The organism is Kolteria novifilia (assembly GCA_007748055.1).
In the GTDB taxonomy this organism is placed as follows: domain Bacteria; phylum Planctomycetota; class Planctomycetia; order Kolteriales; family Kolteriaceae; genus Kolteria; species Kolteria novifilia.
Genome location: CP036279.1, coordinates 2,564,004 through 2,586,728, shown reverse-complemented (window position 1 = coordinate 2,586,728; position 22,725 = coordinate 2,564,004). Strand labels below are relative to the sequence as shown.

The window sequence follows — 22,725 nt, the reverse complement described above, 5'->3', positions numbered from 1 at the left end:
TGGTCAGTGCAACTTACCATGATTTGTAAAACTATTACCAGATATTGTCGTTGACCTCACCTGCTTCATGCCGGAGTCTTAGAAGAGAAGATGAAGTGAACTTGTTTGTGATCATCGTGGGCTGGAACTCGTCGCCGATAACCCGTTCCCCCGCCGACCCGTCCCTGTGACGCCGGTCAGGCTTCTGGGCTCACGAGTCGGTGACGACGAGACGCTTGATCCCGCACGAATACTGAGCATGATTCTTTCCCCCTGAAACGAATGGGAGTTCGTCGATGGCCAACCTCGCGCTAACCCGAACTCGAACCTCACTGGCACTCTTGCTTTTCGCCACGATCGTGGCGCTGGCTCCCCCGATCACGTCGACCGGTCTCGCGGCCGACGCCCCGACAACCGAGGATCGGATCGACTTCGAGAAACAGGTCGCCCCGATCTTCGAACAGCACTGCGTTCGTTGTCACAACCCGGGCAACGAAAAGGGCGACGTTTCGCTCTCCTCCTTGAGCGATTTGCTTGAGAACGAGTACGTCGTCGCCGGCGACCCCGATAGCAGCTATCTAGTCGACTTGATCACCGCGGTGGGCGATGCCGAGCCGGAGATGCCCAAGGAAAGCGAGCCGCTCACCAAGGAGCAGGTCGAACTGGTGCGCCGCTGGATCACCGAGGGGGCGACGTGGCCCGAATCGGTGGTGGTGCGCGAGCCTTCCAAGGCCGACTCTTCGTGGTGGTCGCTTCAGTCGCTGGCGTCGGTCGAGCCTCCATCGCTCGAGGGTCTGCCCGAAGGTTGGCACGTCAGTCCGATCGACTGCTATGTCTTCGCGAAGCTCGCCGAGAAGAAGCTCCATCCCAACCCGCCGGCGGACCGCCGCGAACTGATCCGCCGGGCGACGTACGATCTTCACGGCCTGCCCCCCACTCCCGAGGAGGTGGAGGAGTTCGTCAACGACGCCGATCCCAACGCGTACGAGAAGCTGCTCGATCGGCTGCTCGACTCGCCCCGCTACGGCGAACGCTGGGGACGCCACTGGCTCGACGTCGTTCGTTTCGGCGAGAGCAACGGCTTCGAGCGCAACGTCATCATCAACGAGCTGTGGCCCTTTCGCGACTACGTGATCCGCTCCCTCAACGCCGACAAACCGTTCGACCAGTTCATCCGCGAGCACCTCGCCGGGGACGTGATCGACAAGAACGAACCGAACGTCGTCGTCGGTTCCGCGTTCCTTGTCGCCGGCCCCTACGACAACGTCGGCAATCAGGATCGGGTTCAGGCCGCGCAGATCCGCGCCAACACGATCGACGAGATGATTCGGGCGACGGGGGAAGCCTTTCTTGGTCTCACCGTCGGCTGTGCCCGCTGTCACGACCACAAGTTCGACCCCATTCGCCAAACCGATTACTACTCGCTCTACGCGACCTTCGCGGGGATTCGCCATGGCACCCAAGTCGTCGCGACTCCCGAGCAGCGGACTGAGCACGCCGCGCGCCTGAATCCGCTCAAGAAGAAGGAGGCGGAACTGACCAAGTGCCGCCAGGAGGTCAACGACGCCGTCCTGCGTCGCAAGGAGGAGATCGCGACCCTCGAAGCGACTTGGCCACGTCCCCCGATCGCCCGCACGGGAACCGAGGAGACGTTCGAGCCGGTGACCACCCGCTTCGTGCGTCTCGTCTCCGAGGGAAAGGACACCAATCCCGGGGACACACGTAGCTTCCGCGTCGACGAGTTCGAGATTTGGTCGTCCGGAGAGGAACCGCGCAATGTCGCTCTCGCGAGCCACGGCGCCAAGGCGAGCGGACCGAGCCGTCAGATTGTCGACTTCCCGGGAGCCTACGGACCGCACCTCGCTATCGACGGCAAGCTCGGCAAGCGGTTCTTCGCGACCGGCGGTTACTTGACGATCGAGTTCCCCGCGCCAACGGCGATTGATCGGATCTCCTTCTCCAGCGCCCGCGGCGAAGCGAACCCGGGACATGGCAACTTCTCCTTCCTGGCCGAGTACCGCATCGAAGTCTCCGACGATGGCAAGACCTGGAAGACAATCGCGACCTCGCACGATCGCAAGCCGGTCAACAACCGTCATCGGGAACACCGTATTCGCACGCAGCTTATGACACCCGAAGAGAAGAGCGAACTGGTCGAACTCGACCGCGACCTCCAACAGGTGCGGCGTGAGATCCGGGCGATCCCGCCACTGCCGAGAGTCTTTGTCGGCTCGCGTCAATCGACAGCCAAGCAGCCTTTTCATGTCTTCCTGGGTGGTAGCCCGCAGAAGAAGGGCGAGCGTGTCGCCCCGGCGAGTTTCTCCGCTCTTGAGGAAGTCACGCCTCCGTACGCCTTGGACGACTCCGCCCCCGAGGCGACACGGCGAACCTCCCTCGCCGACTGGATCGTCCATCCCGACAACCCGCTGACACCCCGGGTCCTGGTCAACCGACTGTGGCACTACCACTTCGGCACCGGGATCGTCGCCACGCCAAGCGACTTCGGCTACATGGGCGTCAAGCCAACTCACCCCGAACTACTCGATTGGCTCGCGCGGCAACTCCAGGAACACGGCTGGCGTCTGAAGCCGATGCACAAGCAGATCATGATGTCGCAGGCCTATCGGCAGTCGAGCGACTTCCAGCCGGCGGCGGCGGAGATCGACGGCGATGCGCGTCTGCTCTGGCGTTTCCCGCCCAAGCGCCTTTCCGCCGAGGAGATCCGCGATTCGTTGCTCACGATCGCCGGTGTCATGAGGACCGAGATGGGAGGCCCCGGCTTCCGGCTCTACCAGTATCTGCAAGACAACGTGGCGACGTATGTCCCCTTGGACGAACATGGCCCGGAGACCTACCGTCGGGCGGTTTACCACCAAAACGCCCGAGCCTCGGTCATCGACTTGATGACGGAGTTCGACCAACCCGACTGTGCTTACTCGGCGCCGCGCCGGGCGGAGACGACCACCCCGCTACAGGCGCTGACGATGCTCAATCACGACTTCACGCTCGACATGGCCGGTGCGCTCGCCGATCGCCTCAAGCGGGAAGCCGGCGACAACCCCTACGAGCAGATCAAGCGAGCGTATCAGCTTTGCTACTCGCGGACGCCGACCGACCAAGAGATGAACGACTGCAAGGCCTTCGTCGAGGAGCATGGACTCTTCGCGCTGTGCCGCGTGCTGCTCAACACCAGTGAGTTGATCTACGTGAAGTGACAACGATTCCCCTCGGAATGATCGACGGAAGATAGGAGAGGATGACCGTGCCCGCACCAACTCGAGAACTCGCCGCGCTGACACGTCGCCGCTTCCTGGGAAGTGTGCCCACGGGACTCGCGGGAATTGGGCTCATGCACCTCCTGGGCGACCGGAAGGCCCAGGCCGCTGCCGCTACCCATCACCCACCCAAGGCCAAGCGCGTCTTGCAGATCTTCTGCCCCGGCGCCGCTTCGCACATGGACCTGTGGGAGTACAAACCGGCCCTGGAGAAGTGGAACGGCAAGCCGCTTCCCGGCGAGGAGAACTTCGTCTCGTTCCAGGGCAAGAACGGCAATCTCATGAAGAGCCCCTGGCCCTTCGTGCCCGCCGGTGAGTGCGGCAAACCGATCACGTCGATGCTTCCCCACATGGCCAAGCATGTCGACGACATCGCGTTCATTCATTCGATGAAGAGCAAGACCAACACCCACGGGCCAGGCTGTATCTTCATCAACACCGGCCACGACTCCGAAGGATTCCCGAGCGCCGGCGCTTGGCTTAGCCATGCGCTCGGCAGCGCCAACGACAATCTACCGACCTACGTCGCGATTCCCGACATCCGTGGCGAGCCCCCCAACGGCAAAGCCAACTGGTCCAACGGCTTTCTGCCCGCGCGTCATCAAGCGATCATGATGAGCGACCAGCAACCGATCCGAAACCTGGCGCGACCGAAACAGATTTCGGCCTCCGACGAAGCCGCCTCGAGAGACCTACTCGCTCGACTGAACCAGTCGTTCGCGTCGGCCAACCCGGCCGAGACCGACCTTCAGGCCCGCGTCGCCGCCTATGAGCTCGCCGGGCGGATGCAGCTTTCCGCTCCCGAGGTCGCCGATCTCTCGAAGGAGTCGGTCGCCACCCACGACGCCTACGGGACCAAGGATCCCAACGAGCTGAAAGCCGCCTACGCGCGCAACTGTCTCTTGGCTCGACGGCTGCTCGAACGGGACGTCCGCTACGTCAGCCTCTACTGTTCCTCGCGGGCGTCGGGCGTCGACGGGCTTCTCAACTGGGACGCTCACAAGACCCTCAAGGCGGACTACGAACGCCACTGCCCCATCTTCGACCAGCCAACCGCGGCCCTGCTGAGCGACCTCAAGCAGTCGGGCCTCCTTGAGGACACGCTCGTCTTGTGGACGACCGAGTTTGGCCGCATGCCGACTCACCAAGCGGGGACCTCCGGACGCGACCACAATCCCGACGGGTTCACCTGCTGGATGATGGGAGCCGGCATCAAGGGAGGTGTCAGCTACGGCGCGACCGACGAGTTCGGCCGCCGTGCCGAAGTGAACCCGACAACGGTGTGGGATTTCCACGCAACCGTCCTTCACTTGCTCGGCTTCGATCACGAGAAGTTGACGTGGTACTACAACGGCTTGGATCGCCGGTTGACCGATGTCCACGGTCACCTGATCAAGGAGATCCTGGCGTAGTAACACACTCGTTGAACCGGTCACCAACCCCGCGCACTTCCCAACCACCGGTGACCGGAGCGACGAATGTCCCGTGCACCGAGAGGGCCGCTGAGTCCTCGGGCGTCGGGAACCAATGGACCAGATGAGCGTCGCGACCCTCGCGGCGACGGCACCTCTTGGATCGGTCTTGTCGGGAGAATGAGCATCATGCTCCAGCGTTTGCATCGTCATGCCTTCACGCTCGTGGAACTGTTGGTCGTGATCGCGATTATCGGGATCTTGGTCTCGCTGCTGCTGCCGGCGGTGCAAGGCGCCCGCGAAGCGGCCCGTCGCTCGCACTGCCAGAACAACCTGAGGCAATTTGGGATCGCGATGCACAACTACCACGACGCGGTCGGCCAACTGCCGCCGGGAGTGCGAAGTTGGATCGGCGACCCCGATCCCTTCACGCCGACAGGCTGGTTTCACGACTTCTCCTGGGCGCTGATGATCGCTCCCTACCTCGACCAGCCTACTTGGGCGGACCACTTCAACTACGAGCGTAGCGCGAGCAACGACCAGAACGTGACCGCGCGAAAAATGATGATCAACGTCGGCATCTTCGCCTGTCCCAAGGACGCGATGCGTCCATTCGACTGGGCGTCGCTCCGGTGGTCGCGCGTCCGCGCCAACTACGTCGTCAACTTCGGCAACACCAACTATGGTCAAACCGACAAGGCGGGCGTCCAGTTCGGAGGCGCTCCCTTCAGCTACCGAGGTAGCAAGAGTTTCGGCAAGATCTCCGATGGCTTGGCGAAGACCTTGCTGATGTCCGAGTGCGTCACCTCCACCGGAACGGGATGGGACGGACCGATCGCGGAGACGCAGATCGCCTTGGGCGGTTGCCACTTCACGAGTTGGCTCGCTCCGAACAGTCAGGTTCCCGACGACGTCGCGCGACAATGTCCGACCCCGGCGAACCTCAATGGGCTCCCCGGATGCAATAACATCGGCGGCGGCGCCCAATTGCCCAATCAGGTCTTCGCCGCTCGAAGTAAGCACGCGGGCAATGGCGTCCAAGTCACCCTCTGCGACGGCTCCACGCGATTCATCAGCCAGTCGATCGCGCACGACGTCTGGCAGGCGCTCTCGACGTCCAATGGTGGCGAGATCGTGGACGGTGTCCGCTAACCGGTTGGCTCGCGCGAACGTCGTCCAGGACAGTTGAGGATGGGAAACCACTGGGGGAGTGTCATGCCCAATCGCCAATCGCAAGGGGTGATCGTTCTGGCGGTCGTGTTGGTGGCCGGCTGCGGAGACTCCCAGGAACCTCCGCCCTACCCCTCGTCGCGCGTGACCGGTTCGATCACCATTGATGGGAAGCCGATCGAAGAGGGCCGCGTCCAGTTCCTCCCAAAGGACTCCGCGCAGGGGCCGGTCACCTCGGCCGAGATCCGCGAGGGAACGTACACCCTCGATCGCGTGCCGATGGGAAAACAGACGGCCATCCTCACCGCGACGCGCAAGACGGGACGCATGATCGACGACTACGGCAAGCCCTTCCCCGAAGTGGTCAATATCATTCCCGAAACCTATCGCGACGGCATCACCATCGACATTTCCGAGAAGGAACAGCGGTGCGACTTCGAACTGGAAAGCCGCGACCAATGAGATTCAACCGATTCACTCTCGGCGATCGGCGAGATGGCCAGATTGTCGGTAACTACTAGGCTTCGTCTCAAAAGTTGATCGTTGGTCCGAGGCTCAGCGAGTTGGTGCGGGACGAGGAGGGCGAAGCAGGCGAATCCACTGGATTCGTCGATGCAGCCCGACAAAGTCCCGCGCCGACGCAGCCAGCCGAAGCCAGAGCCGTCTTTTGAGACGGAGCCTAGCGTCGGCTAGCAATTCAGGAATCATCAACGCCACGCCCGTCTGGGGGAAGGACGGGCCGGGCGATTCCTAACACGTTCGACGAACAGGGCCGGTTCGTTCGAACATTCACCTCTTGGGGCCGCTTCGTGGGAGAGAACGCATGTCATCGCGCCGTCAGGCGGGCTTCACGCTCGTGGAACTTCTCGTCGTCATCGCCATCATCGGCGTCCTAGTCGCCCTACTCTTGCCGGCGGTACAGAGTGCCCGCGAAGCCGCGCGCCGCGCCCAGTGCCAGAACCATCTCAAGCAACTCGGCATCGCGATTCACAACTATCACGACAACCACGGACAGTTCCCGCTGACGGTCCACGTCGGCCCTCCGTTCACCTGGGGAACGAGCCCCAACCACAAGGGGAGTTGGTTGGTTCGTCTGCTTCCCTACGTCGACCAGACGCAGATTTACGATAGCGTCGACTTCGACGCCGATACCGTCCAGGACAGCGAGCTTCCCTCGGGGCGGAAGGTCCACGAACTCGTGGTGAATACCTTCATCTGTCCCAGCGACGATCATCCTGGGTACTGGCAGGACGGGTTTGCTCTCGACTCGACGTCCAACGGTCAACGCCGGGCTCTATCGAACTATTCGGCGAGCATGGGTAGCCAAGCCAACAGTCCTTGCGGCACCCACAACAACTACTTCGGCAACGGCCCGGTCGTTCGCGCCGACACGATGAACCCCCAATCCGTTTCGGGCGTCTTCAGCCATGTCGCCTGGGCGGCCCGTCTTAACGATATCGAGGACGGTACGACTCAAACGATCGCGTTGGGAGAGATCCGTCCACGGTGCGCCGCCCACACTCGCGATGGCTGGATGGACATCAACTCGCTCTACACCGGGACCGGCATCGCGATCAACTTCAACACTTGTGAAGGGGCTCCGGGAACGGGTTCGGGGTGCAATCAACACCAGGGCCAATGGGGAGCTTCCCAAGGCTTCAAGTCGATTCACCAGGGTGGCTGCCACTTTCTCCTCTGCGACGGTACCGTCAAGTTCATCGGCGAGACGATCGACATGGTCACCTATCAACGACTGGGTGATCGACGCGATGGTGAGATCGTCGGTACGTACTAGTGCGCTGGTCCATCTAAACCTTGGGATGCCACTGGCTGCGTGCCAGCCAGTGCAAAGGGTTAGCAGCCCGTTGATCTATTCCCTGCCCGCCACGAACGAGCCTTGGCCCGCTTAAATCAACAGGCTGATGGGGTTGCACCAACACTAGCTTCAAGTTGGAACAGACCAATCGTCGCCGGGGCGACGATCCACCGATGGACGGGTGGGGGGATGACGTGGTGACCGGCACGTCTTGATGCTTGCGTCGCGCGGCCGGTCCTGCAACGATGCACAAGTTGGGACGGTGCATCACTTCTTACAATCCGAATGCGGGGGGAACACGATGTCGTTGCGGCTTCGGTCTCGACTCGGCTTTACATTGGTGGAGTTGCTTGTTGTCATCGCGATTATCGGAGTTCTCGTCGCTCTACTTTTGCCGGCGGTACAAAGCGCCCGCGAGGCGGCAAGGCGCGCCCAGTGCCAGAACCATCTCAAGCAACTCGGCGTCGCGATCCACAACTATCACGACAATCACGGGCAGTTTCCGCCCACCATCCACACGGTGCGGCGATTCAACACCTCCGACCCCGACCACAAGGGAAGTTGGATGGTACGGTTGCTCCCCTACATCGACCGCGGCGATCTCTACGATCACCTCGATTTCGGTGCCGACACCGTTCAAGCGAGCCAATTACCGTCCGGGCAAATGGTCTATGAATCGGTGGTCCAAACCTTCATCTGCCCAAGCGATAGCCACAACGGAATCTGGGAGGGCGGCAATTCCTTCGACTCCTCGTCGAGCGGCCAACGCCGCGCCCTGTCGAACTATTCCGCGAGCATGGGCAGCCAAGCCAACAGTCCTTGCGGCACGCACAACAACTATTTCGGGAATGGACCGATCGGTCGCGCCGACACGCTGGACCCCAATCAGATCTCGGGGGTCTTCGGGCACATGGCGTGGGCGGCGCGGCTTGGCGACATCCAAGATGGAACGACCTCGACGATCGCTCTCGGCGAGGTTCGCCCCCTCTGTTCCGATCACGTTCGTGACGGCTGGATGGACATCAACTCCCTCTACACCGGGACGGGAGTGGCGATCAACTTCAACACCTGCGAAGGCGCGCCGGGGACGGGATCGGGATGCAATCAGCACACGGGCCGCTGGGGAGCTTCCCAAGGATTCAAGTCGCCTCACTTGGGCGGCTGCCACTTCTTGCTTTGTGACGGCTCGCTCAAGTTCCTCAGCGAGACAATTGACATGGTAACCTATCAAAAGCTCGGCGACCGACGCGATGGTCAGATCGTCGGTTCCCTCTGAGCGAAAAAGGACGAAACCTCCGATGCGGCTGCGACCAGCGACCTTGGGATGCCTTCTCTTCCTCGCGGGCTGCGCGAGCGGAACCGACTTGCCGAAGACGATTCCCGTGACCGGGATCGTCACCTACAAGGGTGAACCCGTCGACGAGGCGAGCGTCTCGTTCATCCCGAAGAGTGGCCGACCGGCGACGGGCACCACAAACAACCTGGGCGAGTTCGAGCTGACGACATTTCGCCAAAACGACGGGGCGTTGGTGGGAGAACATCAGGTCACGATCGAGAAGATGGTGCCTAAGATGGGAAGCGAAAAGGACCCCTACGCCGAACTCGATTCGGTCCTGCCCGTCCGCTACACGAAGCCGGGCGACTCCGGCCTCGTGGCGAACGTCAGCAGTGATTCGACGGAGTTCCGCTTCGAATTGACCGACTGAGTCGGTCCGTTTACGCTTCCGCGTAGACAGCGTCGGGGATGTTGGCGTTGGAATAGACGCTCTGCACATCGTCGAGATCCTCGAGCTTCTCGAGCAAGCTCGCGATCTTTCGGCCCACATCCTCGTCACAGTCGACGAGAGTTTCGGCGATGCGAACGAGATCGGCCTCCTCGGCCTCGATCTTCTGCTCGTCGAGCACGTTGCCCAGCGAGTCAAAGTCGTTGGGATCGCAGAGAAACTCGAAGTAGTCCCCCGAGCGTTTGCAGTCCTCCGCTCCGGCTTCCAGCGCGAGTTCCATCATCTCCTCTTCCTCGCGCCCTTCGGCCTCGACGAGAAAGCGGCCCTTGCGATTGAACATGAAGGCGACGCAGTTGGTCGTGCCGAGCTTGCCACCATGGGTGTCGAAGATCTTGCGAACTTCCGAGGCGGTTCGGTTGCGATTATCGGTGAAGATCTCGCAGATGACGGCGACGCCGTTGGGGCCGTAACCCTCGTAGAGGATCTCCTCGTAGCCTTCACCCTCGAGTTCGCCGGTCCCCTTCTTGATGGCTCGCTCGATCGTCTCCTTGGGAAGCGAGACGCTCTTGGCCTTGCCGATCGCGAAGGAAAGCTTGGCGTTGAGGTTCGGATCGCCGCCGCCGGAGCGTGCCGCGGTGGTGATCAGCTTGGCCATCTTCGTGAAGAGCTTGCTTCGCTTCGCGTCGACCGCGGCTTTACGAAGCCGAACGTTCTTGGAATGGGAATGTCCCGCCATACTCACTTTTCCTCGTGGTGCGCGATCCTGCTGGTCGAAGGAGTCGTTCCTACCGGGGAATGTACCTATAGGGCGGGAACGGAGCCGGGTCAAGGAGAGGTCTTCTCGGCCGACCCCGGCGATGCATCATCCTTCTGACCAAGTAGCTTGAGTTTCTCGCGGAGCGCCTTCAACTTGTCGGCGTCGCGCTCGGCATCCTTCTCTTCGTACAACTTGATCGCCTTTTCCCAAGCCGTCTTGGCGTCGTCGCGCTGCTTGAGCTGGAGATGGGCGTCGCCAAGATGGTCGTAAATGACCGCATCCTGCCCCTCTTCCATCTCGGATGCTTCCTTGAGATACTTCAGGGCCTGCTTGTAGTTCCCCTTCTTGAAGTAAACCCAGCCCATGCTGTCGAGGTAAGCGGCGTTGGGCCCCTCGCCACTGCGTTCGTAAATGTCGATCGCCCGCCGGACCATCTCCTCGGCGCGATCGAGATGCTTGCCCTTGTCCGCCCAGATGTACCCCAAATCGTTGTTCACCGCCGCCTCGATGAACGGAAGCAGCGTGTTGGGCTCGGCGTCGGCCAGCTTGACGAGGCTCTCTTCCGCCTTCTCCTCGTCCCCCTTGAGCAAGTAGCAATTGGCCATGCGATAGCTCGCAAGTCCCGACTGCTTGGGGTCGGGGAAGTCGTTGATCACGCGCTGACACGTCTTGATCGCGTCGTCGTAGCGTTCGGCCATCTGGTAGATGCGAATGAGCGTGTCGAAGACGAGGATCGTCGAATCCTTCTTCTTCACGCGGTTGAGGTAGTCCTCAATGAGGGCGACCGCCTCGTCGGTCTTCTCGAGCATCTGCAGCGCCGAGGCTTGCCGATCAACGAAGCGGTAGTCGTCGGGATGCTGCTTGGCGCCCTCTTGGGCCTGCTTGATGACGTCCTCGTAGAGTTCCTTGTTCATCAACATCGCGATCAACTGGATGCGGACGTCGGCGTTGTTTGGCTCGTCCTCCAGCGCGAGAGCGTAGAACTCCTTGCTCAAGTCGATCAAATCGGCCTGCTTGGCGGTGTCGGCGATGATCAGCTTCCCACGAAAGCCGAGCGGATCGTCCTCATCCTTGACCCGAGCCCGGGCGGCATCGGCCACTTTGGTGACGAAGTCGGAGTCCTTCGACATCTCCTTGAGCTGCTCGGCGATTTTGGCCAGCGTCGCCACTCGCGACTCCCGGGTCGCGAACCGGCTCCGGCCCGCGAACGCCTCCAGGATGACGTCGAGCACCTTCTCCGGCTGATCGTTCTTGCGATAGAGTTCGAAGAGGAGCGGCAAACTCTCCGAGCGCGTCCCGGGACGACGCAGGATCTCCTCCGCGTCGGCGAACCGCTCCGCCTCGATCAGCTTGCGAGCGTAGAACTGGCGAAGCTCCGCGTTGTGACGATCGCGCTCGACGAGTTTCTCGAGCTCGGCAAGCAGATCCTTGTCGCGACCGAGTTTCGCGAGGACTTTCTCGTAGTGGGCGAGAGCTTCGGGATTTTGGAACTTGAAGGCGAGATACTCCTCGACGAGCCGGAGCGCATCCTCGAGCTTGCCTTGCTCGACGCGAACCTCACTCTCAATAAGAAGCAGACGCCGGGCCTGGCCGCCAATCTTCTGGCGGCCTTCCTCGAGCACCGCGAGAGCCTCTTCGTGCTTTCCCTGATCGTTGAGCGCTCGCGCCAGTCGTTCGAAGTAGGTCACCCGCCGACGCAGCATGCGTTGACGAACGGTCGGTTCGAGCGGATAGCGAATCGGATCGTCGAGAATGTTGAGGACCTGGCTCCAGGCGTTCGCGACCCCCTCGTTGTTGCCGGTTCCCTCGTAGAGCTGAGCCAAGAGGAGCTGCAACTCGAGGAAACGCATCGGATCGCTCTTTGCCGCTCCTTCAATCGCCGACGCTTTTTCGAACGATTCAATCGCGTCCTCGCGTCGGCCGGCGCTGGCGCTGTGCTTGCCGAACTCGTGCAGCAACACGAAGTCGCTGGGATAGCGATCCAGGGCACGTCGGGCGTACTCGAGTCCCTTGTCGTGCTGTTCGAGGAGGAAACTCATCCGAGCGGCGTTGCGAAGCGCCGAGACCGACTCGGGCCAGAGCTTGGCCGCCTTCTCGTACAGTTCCAGCGCCGAGACGAGATGCCGACGCTCCTCCTCGGCGAATCCGAGCACGACCAGCGTCCGCGCTTCGATCGCTTTGGCGTCGTCGGTCGTCAGCGGCTCCGCGGGAACGAAGGGATCGAGGGTCTCCTCGCCGGGCAGCAACGAGGTGAGGTAGCCCGACTTGGGCTTCTCCGCTTTCTTCTCCTTCGCGGCCGGTTGCTGATCTTCCTTTTGGACGAGTCCCTGGATCGTCGATCCCGGAGACTCGATCGCCCAAGACTTGCTCAGGGCACACTCGGAGAGGGCCGACAAAGCAACGATTGCGACTAGTGCTCTGTTCATTCGATGGACCGGCATGGGAGTAGTGTGATTGTTTTCCCGATCAACGAACACGCGGTCTTGCGGTGTGTCGCTGGGACGGCGGGAGCATCCTTGTCGTCAAGTTGGCGGGCATCCTTCCCAAAAGAGCGCCACCTCCCGCATCTCCCAATTCTACGCTTTGGCGAGAAACGTAACAACACGACTCCGCGAGGTCGCCGTCTTTGGGCGATCTCGGGAGTTCGTGAAGTGCCTCCAGCATGGGGAACGTAGCGTGGTCAGCGGCCGGGCTTGGATGGCTCCTTCGTGGGAACCTCGAAGTCTTGGGTCGCGTCCTCGCTAGGGAACTCGACTTCCGCTTCGTACTCCGAGAACAAGATCGTTCCCGACGCCTCTTCGCCCAAATCGTTGACGACGGGAACCCCGTCGGTCCCGCGAATCCGGACGAGGTAGTGTCCACCCACCACCCCCTTGTCGCGTGGCGTCGCGTACGAGCCGTTGATGATTTTCGCCCCACCGCCGGGCCCACGGGTCCCCTTGGACGCGTTTGGCACGAAGACGATAAACCCGTCGGGCACGGGTTCTCCCCGGTAGGTCACCTCGCCGGAGACGACGTAGCGTGGGGGCCCGGGAGGCTTGACGCCACAACCGAGTCCTCCAACGACCACCAAACTCAACCAGACAACCCAAGCGGACGAGGGTCGGCAACGAAGACGATTCACCGAGGCAGACCTCCGAGCGGTTGACCGTCGTCCCGCTGTCCCAATTGCTGATAGACATCCAAGTCGATGGACTCACTCACGAAATGAACCGAACCGTCGGCCATGGTGAAATGGCAGCCACCGGGGTGATAGCTGCTGAAGCCCTTCGTCGATTGCGGCAGCCCCTCCCCGTCGTGGAGATTGATCGGTTCCTGAGCACCCGCGAGTGTCCCGGCGACGGCGTTGCCGCCGAACTTGACGCTCGAGGCCCACGAGACCGCCGGGTTGCTCGCCGCCTGCTGATAGCGCGACTCCCCGACCATGAAGACTTGCGAGGTCCCATCGCTGACGTGCCCAAGCGTGATCTCCGAGTTGTGGTAGAGGACGCCATTGAGGAAGAAGTCGCGCGTCCCCGAGAAACCGGAGCACGCTTCGGTGCCGCCCCCTTGAACGCCGAAGTAGCTGGTCTTGTCCGGATTGCTCGCCACGTCTTGGTCCGAAGGACAGATAAAGGCGGCCAAGGGGACGATGAAGGCGTCGTTGGGAGAGGGCACGCCGAGATTGGCTTGGGAAAAACGCTCCTCAAGGTTCAGCTTGTCGTAGAGCGCCTGTTGGTCGAGAAACGGAAGGATGTAAACCGCCCAAGGCGCCCGACCCTGCGCACTGGCTCCCGAGCCGCCCGTGCACCAGGTGCTCGACGTGTTCGTCTCGATGTCCGCCGCGTAACCGGGAGGCAGCCTCATGTGAGAGGAATGGAACGCGTGCAAAGCCGTTCCGAGTTGTTTCATGTTGTTCTGACACTGAGAGCGGCGCGCCGCTTCGCGGGCCTGCTGGACCGCCGGCAAAAGAAGCGCCACCAAGATCCCAATGATCGCGATCACCACGAGCAGTTCCACCAAGGTGAAACCGGCCCCACGAGCGCGACGGGGCGAAGGATTCATCATTGCGGGAGACCTCCGAGAGGTAGATTGTCGGCACGCTGACCCAATTGTTGGTAGACATCCAAGTCAATCGTTTCGCTGATGAAGTGTGTTGAGCCGTCGGCCATGGTGAAGTGGCAGCCTCCTTGATGAAAGCTGCTAAAGCCCTTGGTCATCTGCGGAACTCCGCCCACGTCATAGAGATTGATCCGCTCCTGTACGCCGGCGAGCGTGAAGGGCATCGCATTGGCGTCGTTCTTCGCCGAGGATGCCCAAGAGAGGGCAGTATTGGAACTCGCTTGATAGCGGGTCTCTCCAAGGAGGAAGACCTTGGCGGTTCCATCGCTAACACTGCCCAGGGGGATGCTCGAATTGTGAAACAGAAGCCCACTGATGAAGAAGTCGCGCGTCCCGCTAAAGCCGGAGCAGGATTCGGCACCACCTCCTTGGACCCCGAAGTAACTCGTCAAATCGGGATCCTGAGAGAAGTTCACGTCGGAGGGGCAGCGGTACGCCGCCATCGGTGTCATTACATTGGCATTCGGTGTCGGAACCCCGCCATCTCCCTGAGCGAAATCCTCCGAGACATTGAAACGGTCGTAAAGCGCTTGCTGATCGAGAAAGGGTAAGATCAACACCGACCACGGTGCTCCGGCGAACTGCCGAACGCCCGAGCCGCTACGACACCAACTCGTGTTCGAAGGATTGGATCCAACATGCGAGACGTAGCCGGGCGGAAGCGTTTGATGGGAAGCGTGGTAGGCGTGCATCGCCGTCCCGAGTTGTTTCATGTTGTTTTGACATTGAGAACGACGCGCCGCCTCGCGCGCTTGCTGAACCGCCGGCAAAAGAAGCGCCACCAAGATCCCAATGATCGCGATCACCACGAGCAGTTCGACGAGCGTGAAGGCTGATCGATGCACGAAGCGCCGACGCACGCGCGGAGGCTGGTCCTGCATGTCGATTCCCCTGTACGTTCAGATCAAGATGCTTTTGGCGGTGAGCCCCGGCCGCCCCTGGCCTTACCCTTTGCGTCGCGAATCATTGACACTGAGTGAATCGACCGACTACCCCCAACAGTCCGGTTGGGAATGTGGGTCGGGATCAAGTGTCAGCAATGTCGACAGAGAATGGCCGGTTGGACTGTAACGGACGGGGAAGCGGGGGTCAACGAACTCATTGGGCAAGTTGACGAAGTTCAGAGACACAGGCGCCGACAACGTCCGAAGCCGCTACGCGAGAGGTGAGAGGTGGTGGAGAGCTCAAGGGTCTTCCAAAACAACAGAGCCGACCCCGAAGGATCGGCTCGTCGCGAGATCGTCGACCGGGGCGAAGGAACCCCCGCCAGTCGTTGACAGCGCCGCGTTTAGGACTTCTTGTGCGACGTCCGGTTCGCGATCGGCTTCTCCGGCGTCGCGTCGGCGACGGTACTTGCCCCATTACCCGATTGAGTGGGCTCGCCCTTGTGCTCCTCGACCATCTCGCCGAAGTACTCGGGCATTTTCACGCCGCCGATCTGCTCCATGATCTGAAGGACCGGCGGGAGAGTCTTCGCCATGTTCTGGAGGAAGCCGGCGGTCGCCCCGTTTCCATTCTGCCCGCCGTTCTCCCAGACGATGACCTTGTCGAACTTGATGTTCGAGATCGCCTCGGACGCGGTCCGCGACAGCTCATCGAGGTGTTCGAGCATGAGCAGTTGGAACGCGGCCTGCGGTCCACCACAAGCGGAGATGATCTCGCCGAGACCTTCGGCTTTCTTCGAGAGCGTCTCGTACTGACCGCGAGCTTCGGCCTCGAGTTTGGCGAAGATCGCCTTGGCTTCACCTTCGGCCACGAGGCGATTGCGTTCGGCCTCGGCTTCGGCGTCGACCATGATCTTGGCCTTCTGGGCCCGCGCGGGAGCTTCCAACTCCGCCCGACGTTCGGCTTCGATCTTCTCGGCCTGCACTTTGGCGGCTTTGGTTTCCGCGGCGTACTGGGCCTCGCGGACGGCCGCTTCGGCTTCACGCTTGCGAGTTTCTCCGAGTTGGTAGGCTTCGGCCTCCTTCACCGCGAGCGTCGCTTCCGAACCGGCGACGGACGCCTTGGCTTCGTTTTCGCCACCGATCGCCAGGGCGTCGGCATCGGCCAACTTGATACGCATGTCGCGTTCGGCTTCTTTGATCCGCGCCTCTTGCTCGAAGCGTGCGGTCTCGACGCCGACTTGTTGTTCCCGTTCGAGATCGGCGACGCGGACCGACCGTTCGCGTTCGGCGTTCTTGGTACCGATCATTTTCTCTTTGTCGGCATTGGCGACCTGGATCGCCTCTTCCTGCTTGGCGCGGGCGACGCCGATCGACCCCGATTTCTGTTGCTCGGCAACATCGATCTCGGCCTGCTGGATCGCGGCGCTGGCCGCCTTGCGCCCGATGGCGTCGATGTAGCCCGAGTCGTCAGTGATATCGGTGATGTTGACGTTGAGCAGCACCAGACCGATCTTTTCGAGTTCCGGTTCGAGCGACTCCTGCACGCTCGAGAGGAACTTGTCACGATCGCGGTTGATCTCCTCGATCTTCATCGAGGCGATGACTTGACGGAGCTGACCGAAGATGATGTCGCTCGCCTGATCCTTGATCTCGTTGTGACTAAGTCCGAGCAAACGGATCGCCGAGTTCTGCCTGACCGCCGACTCGCTGCCGACCGCGACGGTGAAGACGCTCGGCACGTTGACGCGGATGTTCTCGGCCGAGAGCGCTCCCTTGAGCGGGACCTCGATCTGCATCGGCTCGAGACTCAAGTAGGCGTAGTTCTGGAAGATCGGGATGACCCAGGCGCCACCGCCGTGGAAGACCTGCGCCGATTGAGAGCCCGATTTGAGACCCCAGCGAACCAGAATCCGGTTCGACGGGCAGAGTTTGTACCACCGCAAGATCATGACGAGCAGGCCGAACGCGATCATCGCGAATAGGATGACCCCCGCCCAAACCACGACGCTCATCGTGTCCATCTCACCAACCTGCGCGAATATCGTCACTTCGTCCCCCTCTGTGCCAACCCGAACGTTGCCTCATCCACACCGACGGCGCGGGGAGGGCGTTGGGAGAATCTGATTTAAGCTTGCTGAGACACTTCCCGCTCGACCGAGGAACCGAGAGCCACCACTTCCACAGTGCGTTGGTCGAGCAAGCGCGTCACGACGCAACGTGTGCCAGTTGTCAGATCTGGGCCTTGGGTCTTCGCGGGCACTTCGACCGTTCGCCCCTGCAAACTGAGAGTGACCTTGCCGAATCCCTGACCATCGCCGGGGATCTTCAAGTAGACCCGCCCGCGCGCCCCTTCGATGTGCCGCATCCTGATCGAGCCATCTCGTTCCAAGCGATGCAGGTGCTCGAACACCCATCCCAGGGCCATCATCACCAATAGCCCAAGGCCGACGCCGACGAGCACCGACAGCGGCGAGGAATAGCCCGCTTCCAGGCTTCCCAAGCCGCCCAGGCCGAAAAACGCCAGGAACGCGACGATCGTTTGCAGCGTCAGGTACTTCGCGAAACCCCAGGAGCTTCCCTTGTGGGCCTGCGTCGGATCGGTCTGATGATGGTGATCGACGCCGTCGACCATGTCGACCGATCCGGCGTCTCCGCCCGAGTCCCCTCCGCCAAGATCGACATCGAGATCGGCGACCGAGTCGAAACCGAGACCGAGAAGATTCATCGCGAATTGAATGACCAACACGGTCCCGCCAAAGATCGCACACACAAGGAATAAGGTCGCCATCCTGCACCCTCCCCGGACCGAAGCGGATCACCAATCGCCCGTCGCACCACGTCGGTGATCGGCCCCAACGACGCTCGCCCCTTTATTCGCGTCCAAGAGAGCAATATTGGCAAGGGAAAACCCCGCCTTTTCTCCACCGGCAGATTCGGTGAAGAGCCCCCCGTCGCCCCAATCCCTAGAGCCGGAACTGGGAAGAGGTCGAACCGTCGCCCATGCGTCACGATCCGCGCCATTGGTCCAATCCGCGCGGTCATCGACTTGGCAACCCTACATCACGCGGCGGAGAGAAAGAGGAAGACGGAGGTGAGACGGTGGTCACAGCGAGCGCGGCGGCAACTACGGCAACCAGTCGTCCCCGAGTGTCGACTGCTTCGCGGGGGAGGGGAAAACGAACTTCAGCCGACTCGTCTCGGTCCGCCTCGCGGCCATGACCGCGAGGTCGAGGATCTCTTCGAAGTCGATCTCGCTGCTGGGAGGCAAACGGCAATAGGTCGTTCCGCCTCCGACGCCGCTGTGGAGCCGAGCTCCCGCGAGGATCTGTTGACGAGGCCCCGGACCGGCGAGCGAAGGGGTCACGCCCCAGAGCTGGTTCGATTCCCCTTCCACCGAAGGCATCTCCATCTCGTCGAGGGCCGCGGGATGGCCGTCGACGATGGTCGCCAACTGGTAGGGTCGCCCCTCGCGGCGTAGCCGATGCTGGAGTCGCGAGACGATCTGCTCGGCAAGGCTCAGGGCGCCGGCGTCACTGCTGATGGAACGGCCGATGAGCTTGTAGACCAGCCAATCGAGCCCGAACGGGACGACGACCAACGACAGAGCCGACGCCGAGGGCCGCATCTCCGAGAAGGAGGCCGAATGCCGGAGGAACTCGCGCCGCTGAACGCCTGCCCGAACCGACGACTCGCAGAGGAGCCCGAGCCGCTCGATGATCGTCGCCGCATCGCTCCCTTCGCCCAGACGCCGATAGAGCCGCGGCAGCATGATCCCGACATATTGGTAGACCGCTGGACGCCGCCCACGCACGCGCCGTAACCCTTCGCCCAACGAGGTTTCGCCACGATCAAACGACAGCGCCAACGGCGTATCGCGAACCAACCAGCGCCACCAGGGCCGCAGCGTCTCCTTGAGTTCCTCCTCATCTCCCTCCATCGGCGGATGAAGGTCGAGACGACAACGCCGCTGGAGCTGCGCTCCCTCCAAGACCCGCTCGGCCAGCCGAAGGGCGAACTTGCTCGCGAACGCGTGTTGCTCTCGGCTCGGTTCGGTCGAGAAGAGCGGTCCACCACTGAGCAAGTCGGCGGCCCACGGGGTGACCCGAGCGTAGAGATTGACGATGAAACGCGACTCGCGTCCGCGCAAGATTCCCGACAAGATCGAGGCGAAGCGGTCGGCCAACTCCACGGGATCGTCGCCGAGATCGCTCCAAAGCGCGAGCGTCGCGTCGACCCCGTCGAGGGCAATTGTGCCAACGATCTTCCGCGCGACCTCGTCCAAGGAGCGTTCCAGCTCGTCGAGAAACGCGCGCGACCCCGAGGTACGTTGAGCGAGCGCCACGACGTCGACCGAGCCGGCGGCCCACTGCCCTGGGGTGGCGGCGTCGAAGAGATAGATCAGCCCCTCTTGGTGCAGTCCCGCGATGTCGGGCGAGAAGACCTCCTTGAGCGAGTATTGATTGAGAATCTCGCGGCCGGCCCAACGCATCACCGCGTCGGGATCCTCCTTCGAGGCGAGGCGCTCGCGCAGGATGTTGGTGGGAATGCCAAGCAGCCCACGCCGCTGCAAGACGTGATGGAGCCCGCGTTCGCGGAGCTCGTAGTCGACCAGTTCGCGCACCAGCCCCGAGGGGATGCGATGGAAATCACCGGCCAGCAGATAACGTTCGGTGGTCGCCGCGATCTCCCGCGCCGTGACGGGATCGAGATCCGCATCCGTCTCGAGCGCCCGCGCGAGTCGCCCCTTGTCCCAGGACTGAACGCGGGTGCGCCCCGAGGTGGACCAAGCGGACGCCTCTTCGGGGGCCGTTCCCGAACTCTTCGCGGAGTGCTCCGCGGCCCCCTCCTGTTCGACGATCTTCATCGAATCGCGCCGAGATTGGCGCCGATCGCGGTAGTCGGCGTAGAGCTGGGCGGTGGGGCCTTGGCCAAGTTCGCGCAAGACCTTGGTGACGGTTTCGCCGATGTCGCTGGTCGAGGGGGTGCGCCCCTCGAACTCTTCGATCAGGAAGTGCAGCGCGGCTTGCGCGAACTCCTGGGCGTCGAAGGCGGCGCTCTCGGGTTCGACCTCCTGGCGAGCGGCGTATAAGCTGCCGACGAGCTTCGCCGGATCGAAGGGCTCGACACTCCCGTCGCGTTTGCGGACGAATTGGACCGCCTCGGGCCAAAGTTCGGCGGGCAGGTCCTCGGGCAAGAGATTCACGCAGTCACGCCCCTCGAGCTATCAACCAGAAGGAGTCCAAGGTTCCGCGTACGGAACATCCCTCCCTCTCGAGCACCCATCTCGTTCGCGAAAGGTCTTCGGCCGGCGTTCTCGGGGAGAAGTCCCTTCGCTCGCAACCGCGCCTGGGGCCCGTTATCGGAGTTCCACAAGTCGGTCAAGCGGCGAGCATCCGCCTTGCATACCACCGATTGCCATATCGAAACACGGCTAGTCCGGCTTCTTCACCAGTTTCTCCAGCAGCGGCTTGATCTCGGCCTCGAAGTCGTTGATGTCCTTGAACTCCCGGTAGACCGAGGCGAAGCGGACGTAGGCGACTTGATCGAGTTGCCTGAGCTCTTCCATCGCCAATTCACCGACGTTGGTTGACTGAACTTCGGTCTCGCCGCGGGCGAGGATCGTCGCTTCGATGCGGGCGGCAAGCTCCTCGACCTGTTCGGGACTGATGGGGCGTTTGTAACAGGCCTTCTCGACGCCGACGCGGAGTTTCTCGCGGTTGAAGGGAACGCGCGACTGATCCTTCTTCACGACGACGACGGGCGTCTCGTCAATCTGCTCGTAGGTCGTGAAGCGGTTGTCGCAACCCTCGCACAGACGGCGACGCCGGATCGCGAACCCTTCGCGACACGTGCGCGAGTCGATCACGCGCGTGTTCGATCCTTGACAAAAAGGGCATTTCATCGTTCGCGAACCGCCCCATCCTGGCGAGCCCTGGGCACCGAGGCGCGACAAGTTTCGCGCGTCAGTCGAGTTCCATGATCGGGCAATTATATCGGGCGCGGGGAGAGGGGCCAACCGACGGATTGCCTGAAACGCGTGCGTGGTTGATGAAGGCTCGGGCATCGCGAGGGGCATGCGGCGTCCGAATGGTCGGCTCGAGGGCAATTTGACGTAAAGGCGCGCCATTCGCAGATGATGTCTCGTGAAATCTTGCGACCGGTCCTCCCGATCCCCCGACGCCCCGGACGCGGTTGACGAAAACCCCCAATGACTGGTACCGTTGACGGTGCGATTAAGAGGAGATGTCACGATGAACGAGAATTCACCACCGGCGCACGAAGTGTTCGATCTCGCTCTAAGGCTCACCGAGGAAGATCGAGCCGCCCTCGCCGGCCTACTCATCGATAGCCTCGAGATGCTCGAGGAACTCGAGAAGCAAGAGGTGCCGCGAACCCCTTGGGACGCGGAAGTCGCTCGACGCGTCGACGAGATCAAGAGAAGCACTCACCTCTCCTTCCCGCGCGCCGGCAAGAACGAACTGCAATCGACTCGCTAGCACGCTTGATTGATCCATTCGTCGCCGTTTGGCTTCTTGGATGGCCTCTTCGATAGCTTCTTCGGTGCGATGCCCACCCTCGCCGTGGGCATGAGGGAAACGTCCGGCCTCTTACAGACGCCCGCACGAAGAGCGGACGAGGCTTCACGAAACGCACTTGGCCATCAGGACACGCGGCGTCGATTCAACCTGCTGGATGAGTTGGCGGAACGTCGACCCTTTGGCACGGGCGGATACGCGGCCAGCGGCACCCGAGTCATCTGGAAACGACTCTTGGAAGCGATGGTCCCCGCACGCGGAACCGACTGGGAATGGTTCAAGAAATGAAGCGAGGCGCCAAAGCCAAGGCGCCTCTTCATGGATGTTCTCGTCACGTTGCTTGAAGGTTCGCGGATCTCCAACGGGAGCGTTGGCGGCCGCTAGACGAGAAGCCCTTCGGAATTTTCAAAGAGGAGGGGCGTTTCCGCATCCCACTCTTGGGGAATCGGACGAAGCTTCTCTTGGTCGCGATAACGCCAGCTACGAATATCCTCGAGTTCGTGCTGGAAGACCAAGTACGCCAAGCTCCCGTTGACGATGGTCGGGAAACCGGCGAGCCCGCGGATATCGTCCATCAGGACGACGCCCAGGTCGAACAGCTCTTGCTCGAGGGCTTCGTGACGAGCTTCGTCACGTTTGATCTCATCACCGAGTCGGTAGATGTCCTTGCGAACGTTCCAGTCGCTGGTCCGCAGCGCCTGAAGCTTGTCGGCTTCACGACGATTGTGGATCCATCGGGTGCGGACCTCGACCGCTTCGGCGACGATGTGGCCGACCAACGGCAAGGTGCGACGCGCCGAGGAGAGATCGAAGATCTTCTTGGGAGTGCGACGCGAACGACGGACGCGCGACGATTCTTCAAAGGCTGGCATACTCATGGCTGTTCCCCTAGGCACGTGACGAGGACAGCGCCTCGTTACACTAACAATACGTCAAGCAACGGTTCGTTAGTGGCATCCGTGCCAGAAAACACGATCCCGAGGGCTTGCCTCTCGCCTCCTCAGCCGTTCAGGCCAAAGAGCCATGACAATCAATGAACCCCTCTTGATCGCTGCGGCCCATTTCATC

General features: G+C 61.8%; 18 protein-coding genes. 8 read left to right on the top strand and 10 right to left on the bottom strand.

Annotated elements, in window-relative coordinates; translation table 11 throughout:
* Positions 1-275 precede the first annotated feature (275 nt).
* From Pan216_RS09560 to Pan216_RS09530, 7 genes are all read left to right on the top strand, one after another.
* A complete protein-coding gene (locus Pan216_RS09560; RefSeq protein WP_145257775.1) occupies positions 276-3,194 on the top strand; it encodes a DUF1553 domain-containing protein in 2,919 nt (972 codons plus the stop codon).
* A gap of 134 nt (positions 3,195-3,328) precedes the next feature.
* On the top strand, positions 3,329-4,666 hold the full coding sequence (locus Pan216_RS09555) for a DUF1501 domain-containing protein (protein ID WP_419193663.1): 1,338 nt from the start codon (positions 3,329-3,331) through the stop codon (positions 4,664-4,666).
* A 189-nt stretch (positions 4,667-4,855) separates the two neighbouring features.
* Complete coding sequence (locus tag Pan216_RS09550) at positions 4,856-5,818, top strand: DUF1559 domain-containing protein (protein WP_145257773.1); 963 nt, start codon at positions 4,856-4,858, stop codon at positions 5,816-5,818.
* Between the two features lie 63 nt (positions 5,819-5,881).
* The gene (locus Pan216_RS09545) at positions 5,882-6,298 is read left to right on the top strand and encodes a hypothetical protein (protein WP_145257772.1); all 417 of its coding nucleotides are present in this window, start codon (positions 5,882-5,884) and stop codon (positions 6,296-6,298) included.
* Between the two features lie 361 nt (positions 6,299-6,659).
* Positions 6,660-7,631, top strand: coding sequence for a DUF1559 domain-containing protein (locus Pan216_RS09540; RefSeq protein ID WP_145257771.1), 972 nt, complete (start codon positions 6,660-6,662; stop codon positions 7,629-7,631).
* A gap of 322 nt (positions 7,632-7,953) precedes the next feature.
* Positions 7,954-8,928, top strand: coding sequence for a DUF1559 domain-containing protein (locus tag Pan216_RS09535; RefSeq protein WP_419193456.1), 975 nt, complete (start codon positions 7,954-7,956; stop codon positions 8,926-8,928).
* 22 nt (positions 8,929-8,950) lie between these two features.
* The gene (locus Pan216_RS09530) at positions 8,951-9,358 is read left to right on the top strand and encodes a hypothetical protein (protein WP_145257769.1); all 408 of its coding nucleotides are present in this window, start codon (positions 8,951-8,953) and stop codon (positions 9,356-9,358) included.
* Positions 9,359-9,368: 10 nt separating this feature from the next.
* Here Pan216_RS09530 and Pan216_RS09525 read toward each other — a convergent pair whose 3' ends face one another.
* From Pan216_RS09525 to nrdR, 9 genes are all read right to left on the bottom strand, one after another.
* The gene (locus tag Pan216_RS09525) at positions 9,369-10,112 is read right to left on the bottom strand and encodes a YebC/PmpR family DNA-binding transcriptional regulator (RefSeq protein ID WP_145257768.1); all 744 of its coding nucleotides are present in this window, start codon (positions 10,110-10,112) and stop codon (positions 9,369-9,371) included.
* An 89-nt stretch (positions 10,113-10,201) separates the two neighbouring features.
* Positions 10,202-12,559 (bottom strand): tetratricopeptide repeat protein, encoded by a 2,358-nt coding sequence (locus Pan216_RS09520; protein ID WP_419193455.1) that lies wholly within the window; start codon positions 12,557-12,559, stop codon positions 10,202-10,204.
* 254 nt (positions 12,560-12,813) lie between these two features.
* On the bottom strand, positions 12,814-13,113 hold the full coding sequence (locus Pan216_RS09515; protein WP_419193454.1) for a hypothetical protein: 300 nt from the start codon (positions 13,111-13,113) through the stop codon (positions 12,814-12,816).
* A 140-nt stretch (positions 13,114-13,253) separates the two neighbouring features.
* Positions 13,254-14,180, bottom strand: a complete 927-nt coding sequence (locus Pan216_RS09510; protein WP_419193453.1) for a DUF1559 domain-containing protein — start codon at positions 14,178-14,180, stop codon at positions 13,254-13,256.
* On the bottom strand, positions 14,177-15,115 hold the full coding sequence (locus Pan216_RS09505; RefSeq protein ID WP_145257765.1) for a DUF1559 family PulG-like putative transporter: 939 nt from the start codon (positions 15,113-15,115) through the stop codon (positions 14,177-14,179). The genes Pan216_RS09510 and Pan216_RS09505 overlap by 4 nt, the downstream gene beginning before the upstream one ends.
* A 407-nt stretch (positions 15,116-15,522) precedes the next feature.
* Positions 15,523-17,142 (bottom strand): flotillin family protein, encoded by a 1,620-nt coding sequence (locus tag Pan216_RS09500; protein ID WP_145257764.1) that lies wholly within the window; start codon positions 17,140-17,142, stop codon positions 15,523-15,525.
* Positions 17,143-17,246: 104 nt separating this feature from the next.
* A complete protein-coding gene (locus Pan216_RS09495; RefSeq protein WP_145257763.1) occupies positions 17,247-17,909 on the bottom strand; it encodes a hypothetical protein in 663 nt (220 codons plus the stop codon).
* A gap of 336 nt (positions 17,910-18,245) precedes the next feature.
* The gene (locus Pan216_RS09490) at positions 18,246-20,324 is read right to left on the bottom strand and encodes an ATP cone domain-containing protein (RefSeq protein WP_145257762.1); all 2,079 of its coding nucleotides are present in this window, start codon (positions 20,322-20,324) and stop codon (positions 18,246-18,248) included.
* Between the two features lie 228 nt (positions 20,325-20,552).
* Positions 20,553-21,023: a transcriptional regulator NrdR gene (gene nrdR / locus Pan216_RS09485; RefSeq protein ID WP_145257761.1), complete on the bottom strand. Its 471-nt coding sequence runs from the start codon at positions 21,021-21,023 to the stop codon at positions 20,553-20,555.
* Between the two features lie 349 nt (positions 21,024-21,372).
* Here nrdR and Pan216_RS09480 point away from each other — a divergent pair, with 349 nt between their 5' ends.
* Positions 21,373-21,618 (top strand): hypothetical protein, encoded by a 246-nt coding sequence (locus Pan216_RS09480; RefSeq protein ID WP_145257760.1) that lies wholly within the window; start codon positions 21,373-21,375, stop codon positions 21,616-21,618.
* A gap of 419 nt (positions 21,619-22,037) precedes the next feature.
* Here the strand turns inward: Pan216_RS09480 and Pan216_RS09475 are convergent, their stop codons facing one another.
* Positions 22,038-22,535, bottom strand: a complete 498-nt coding sequence (locus tag Pan216_RS09475) for a DUF2203 family protein (RefSeq protein ID WP_145257759.1) — start codon at positions 22,533-22,535, stop codon at positions 22,038-22,040.
* Positions 22,536-22,725: the final 190 nt, after the last annotated feature.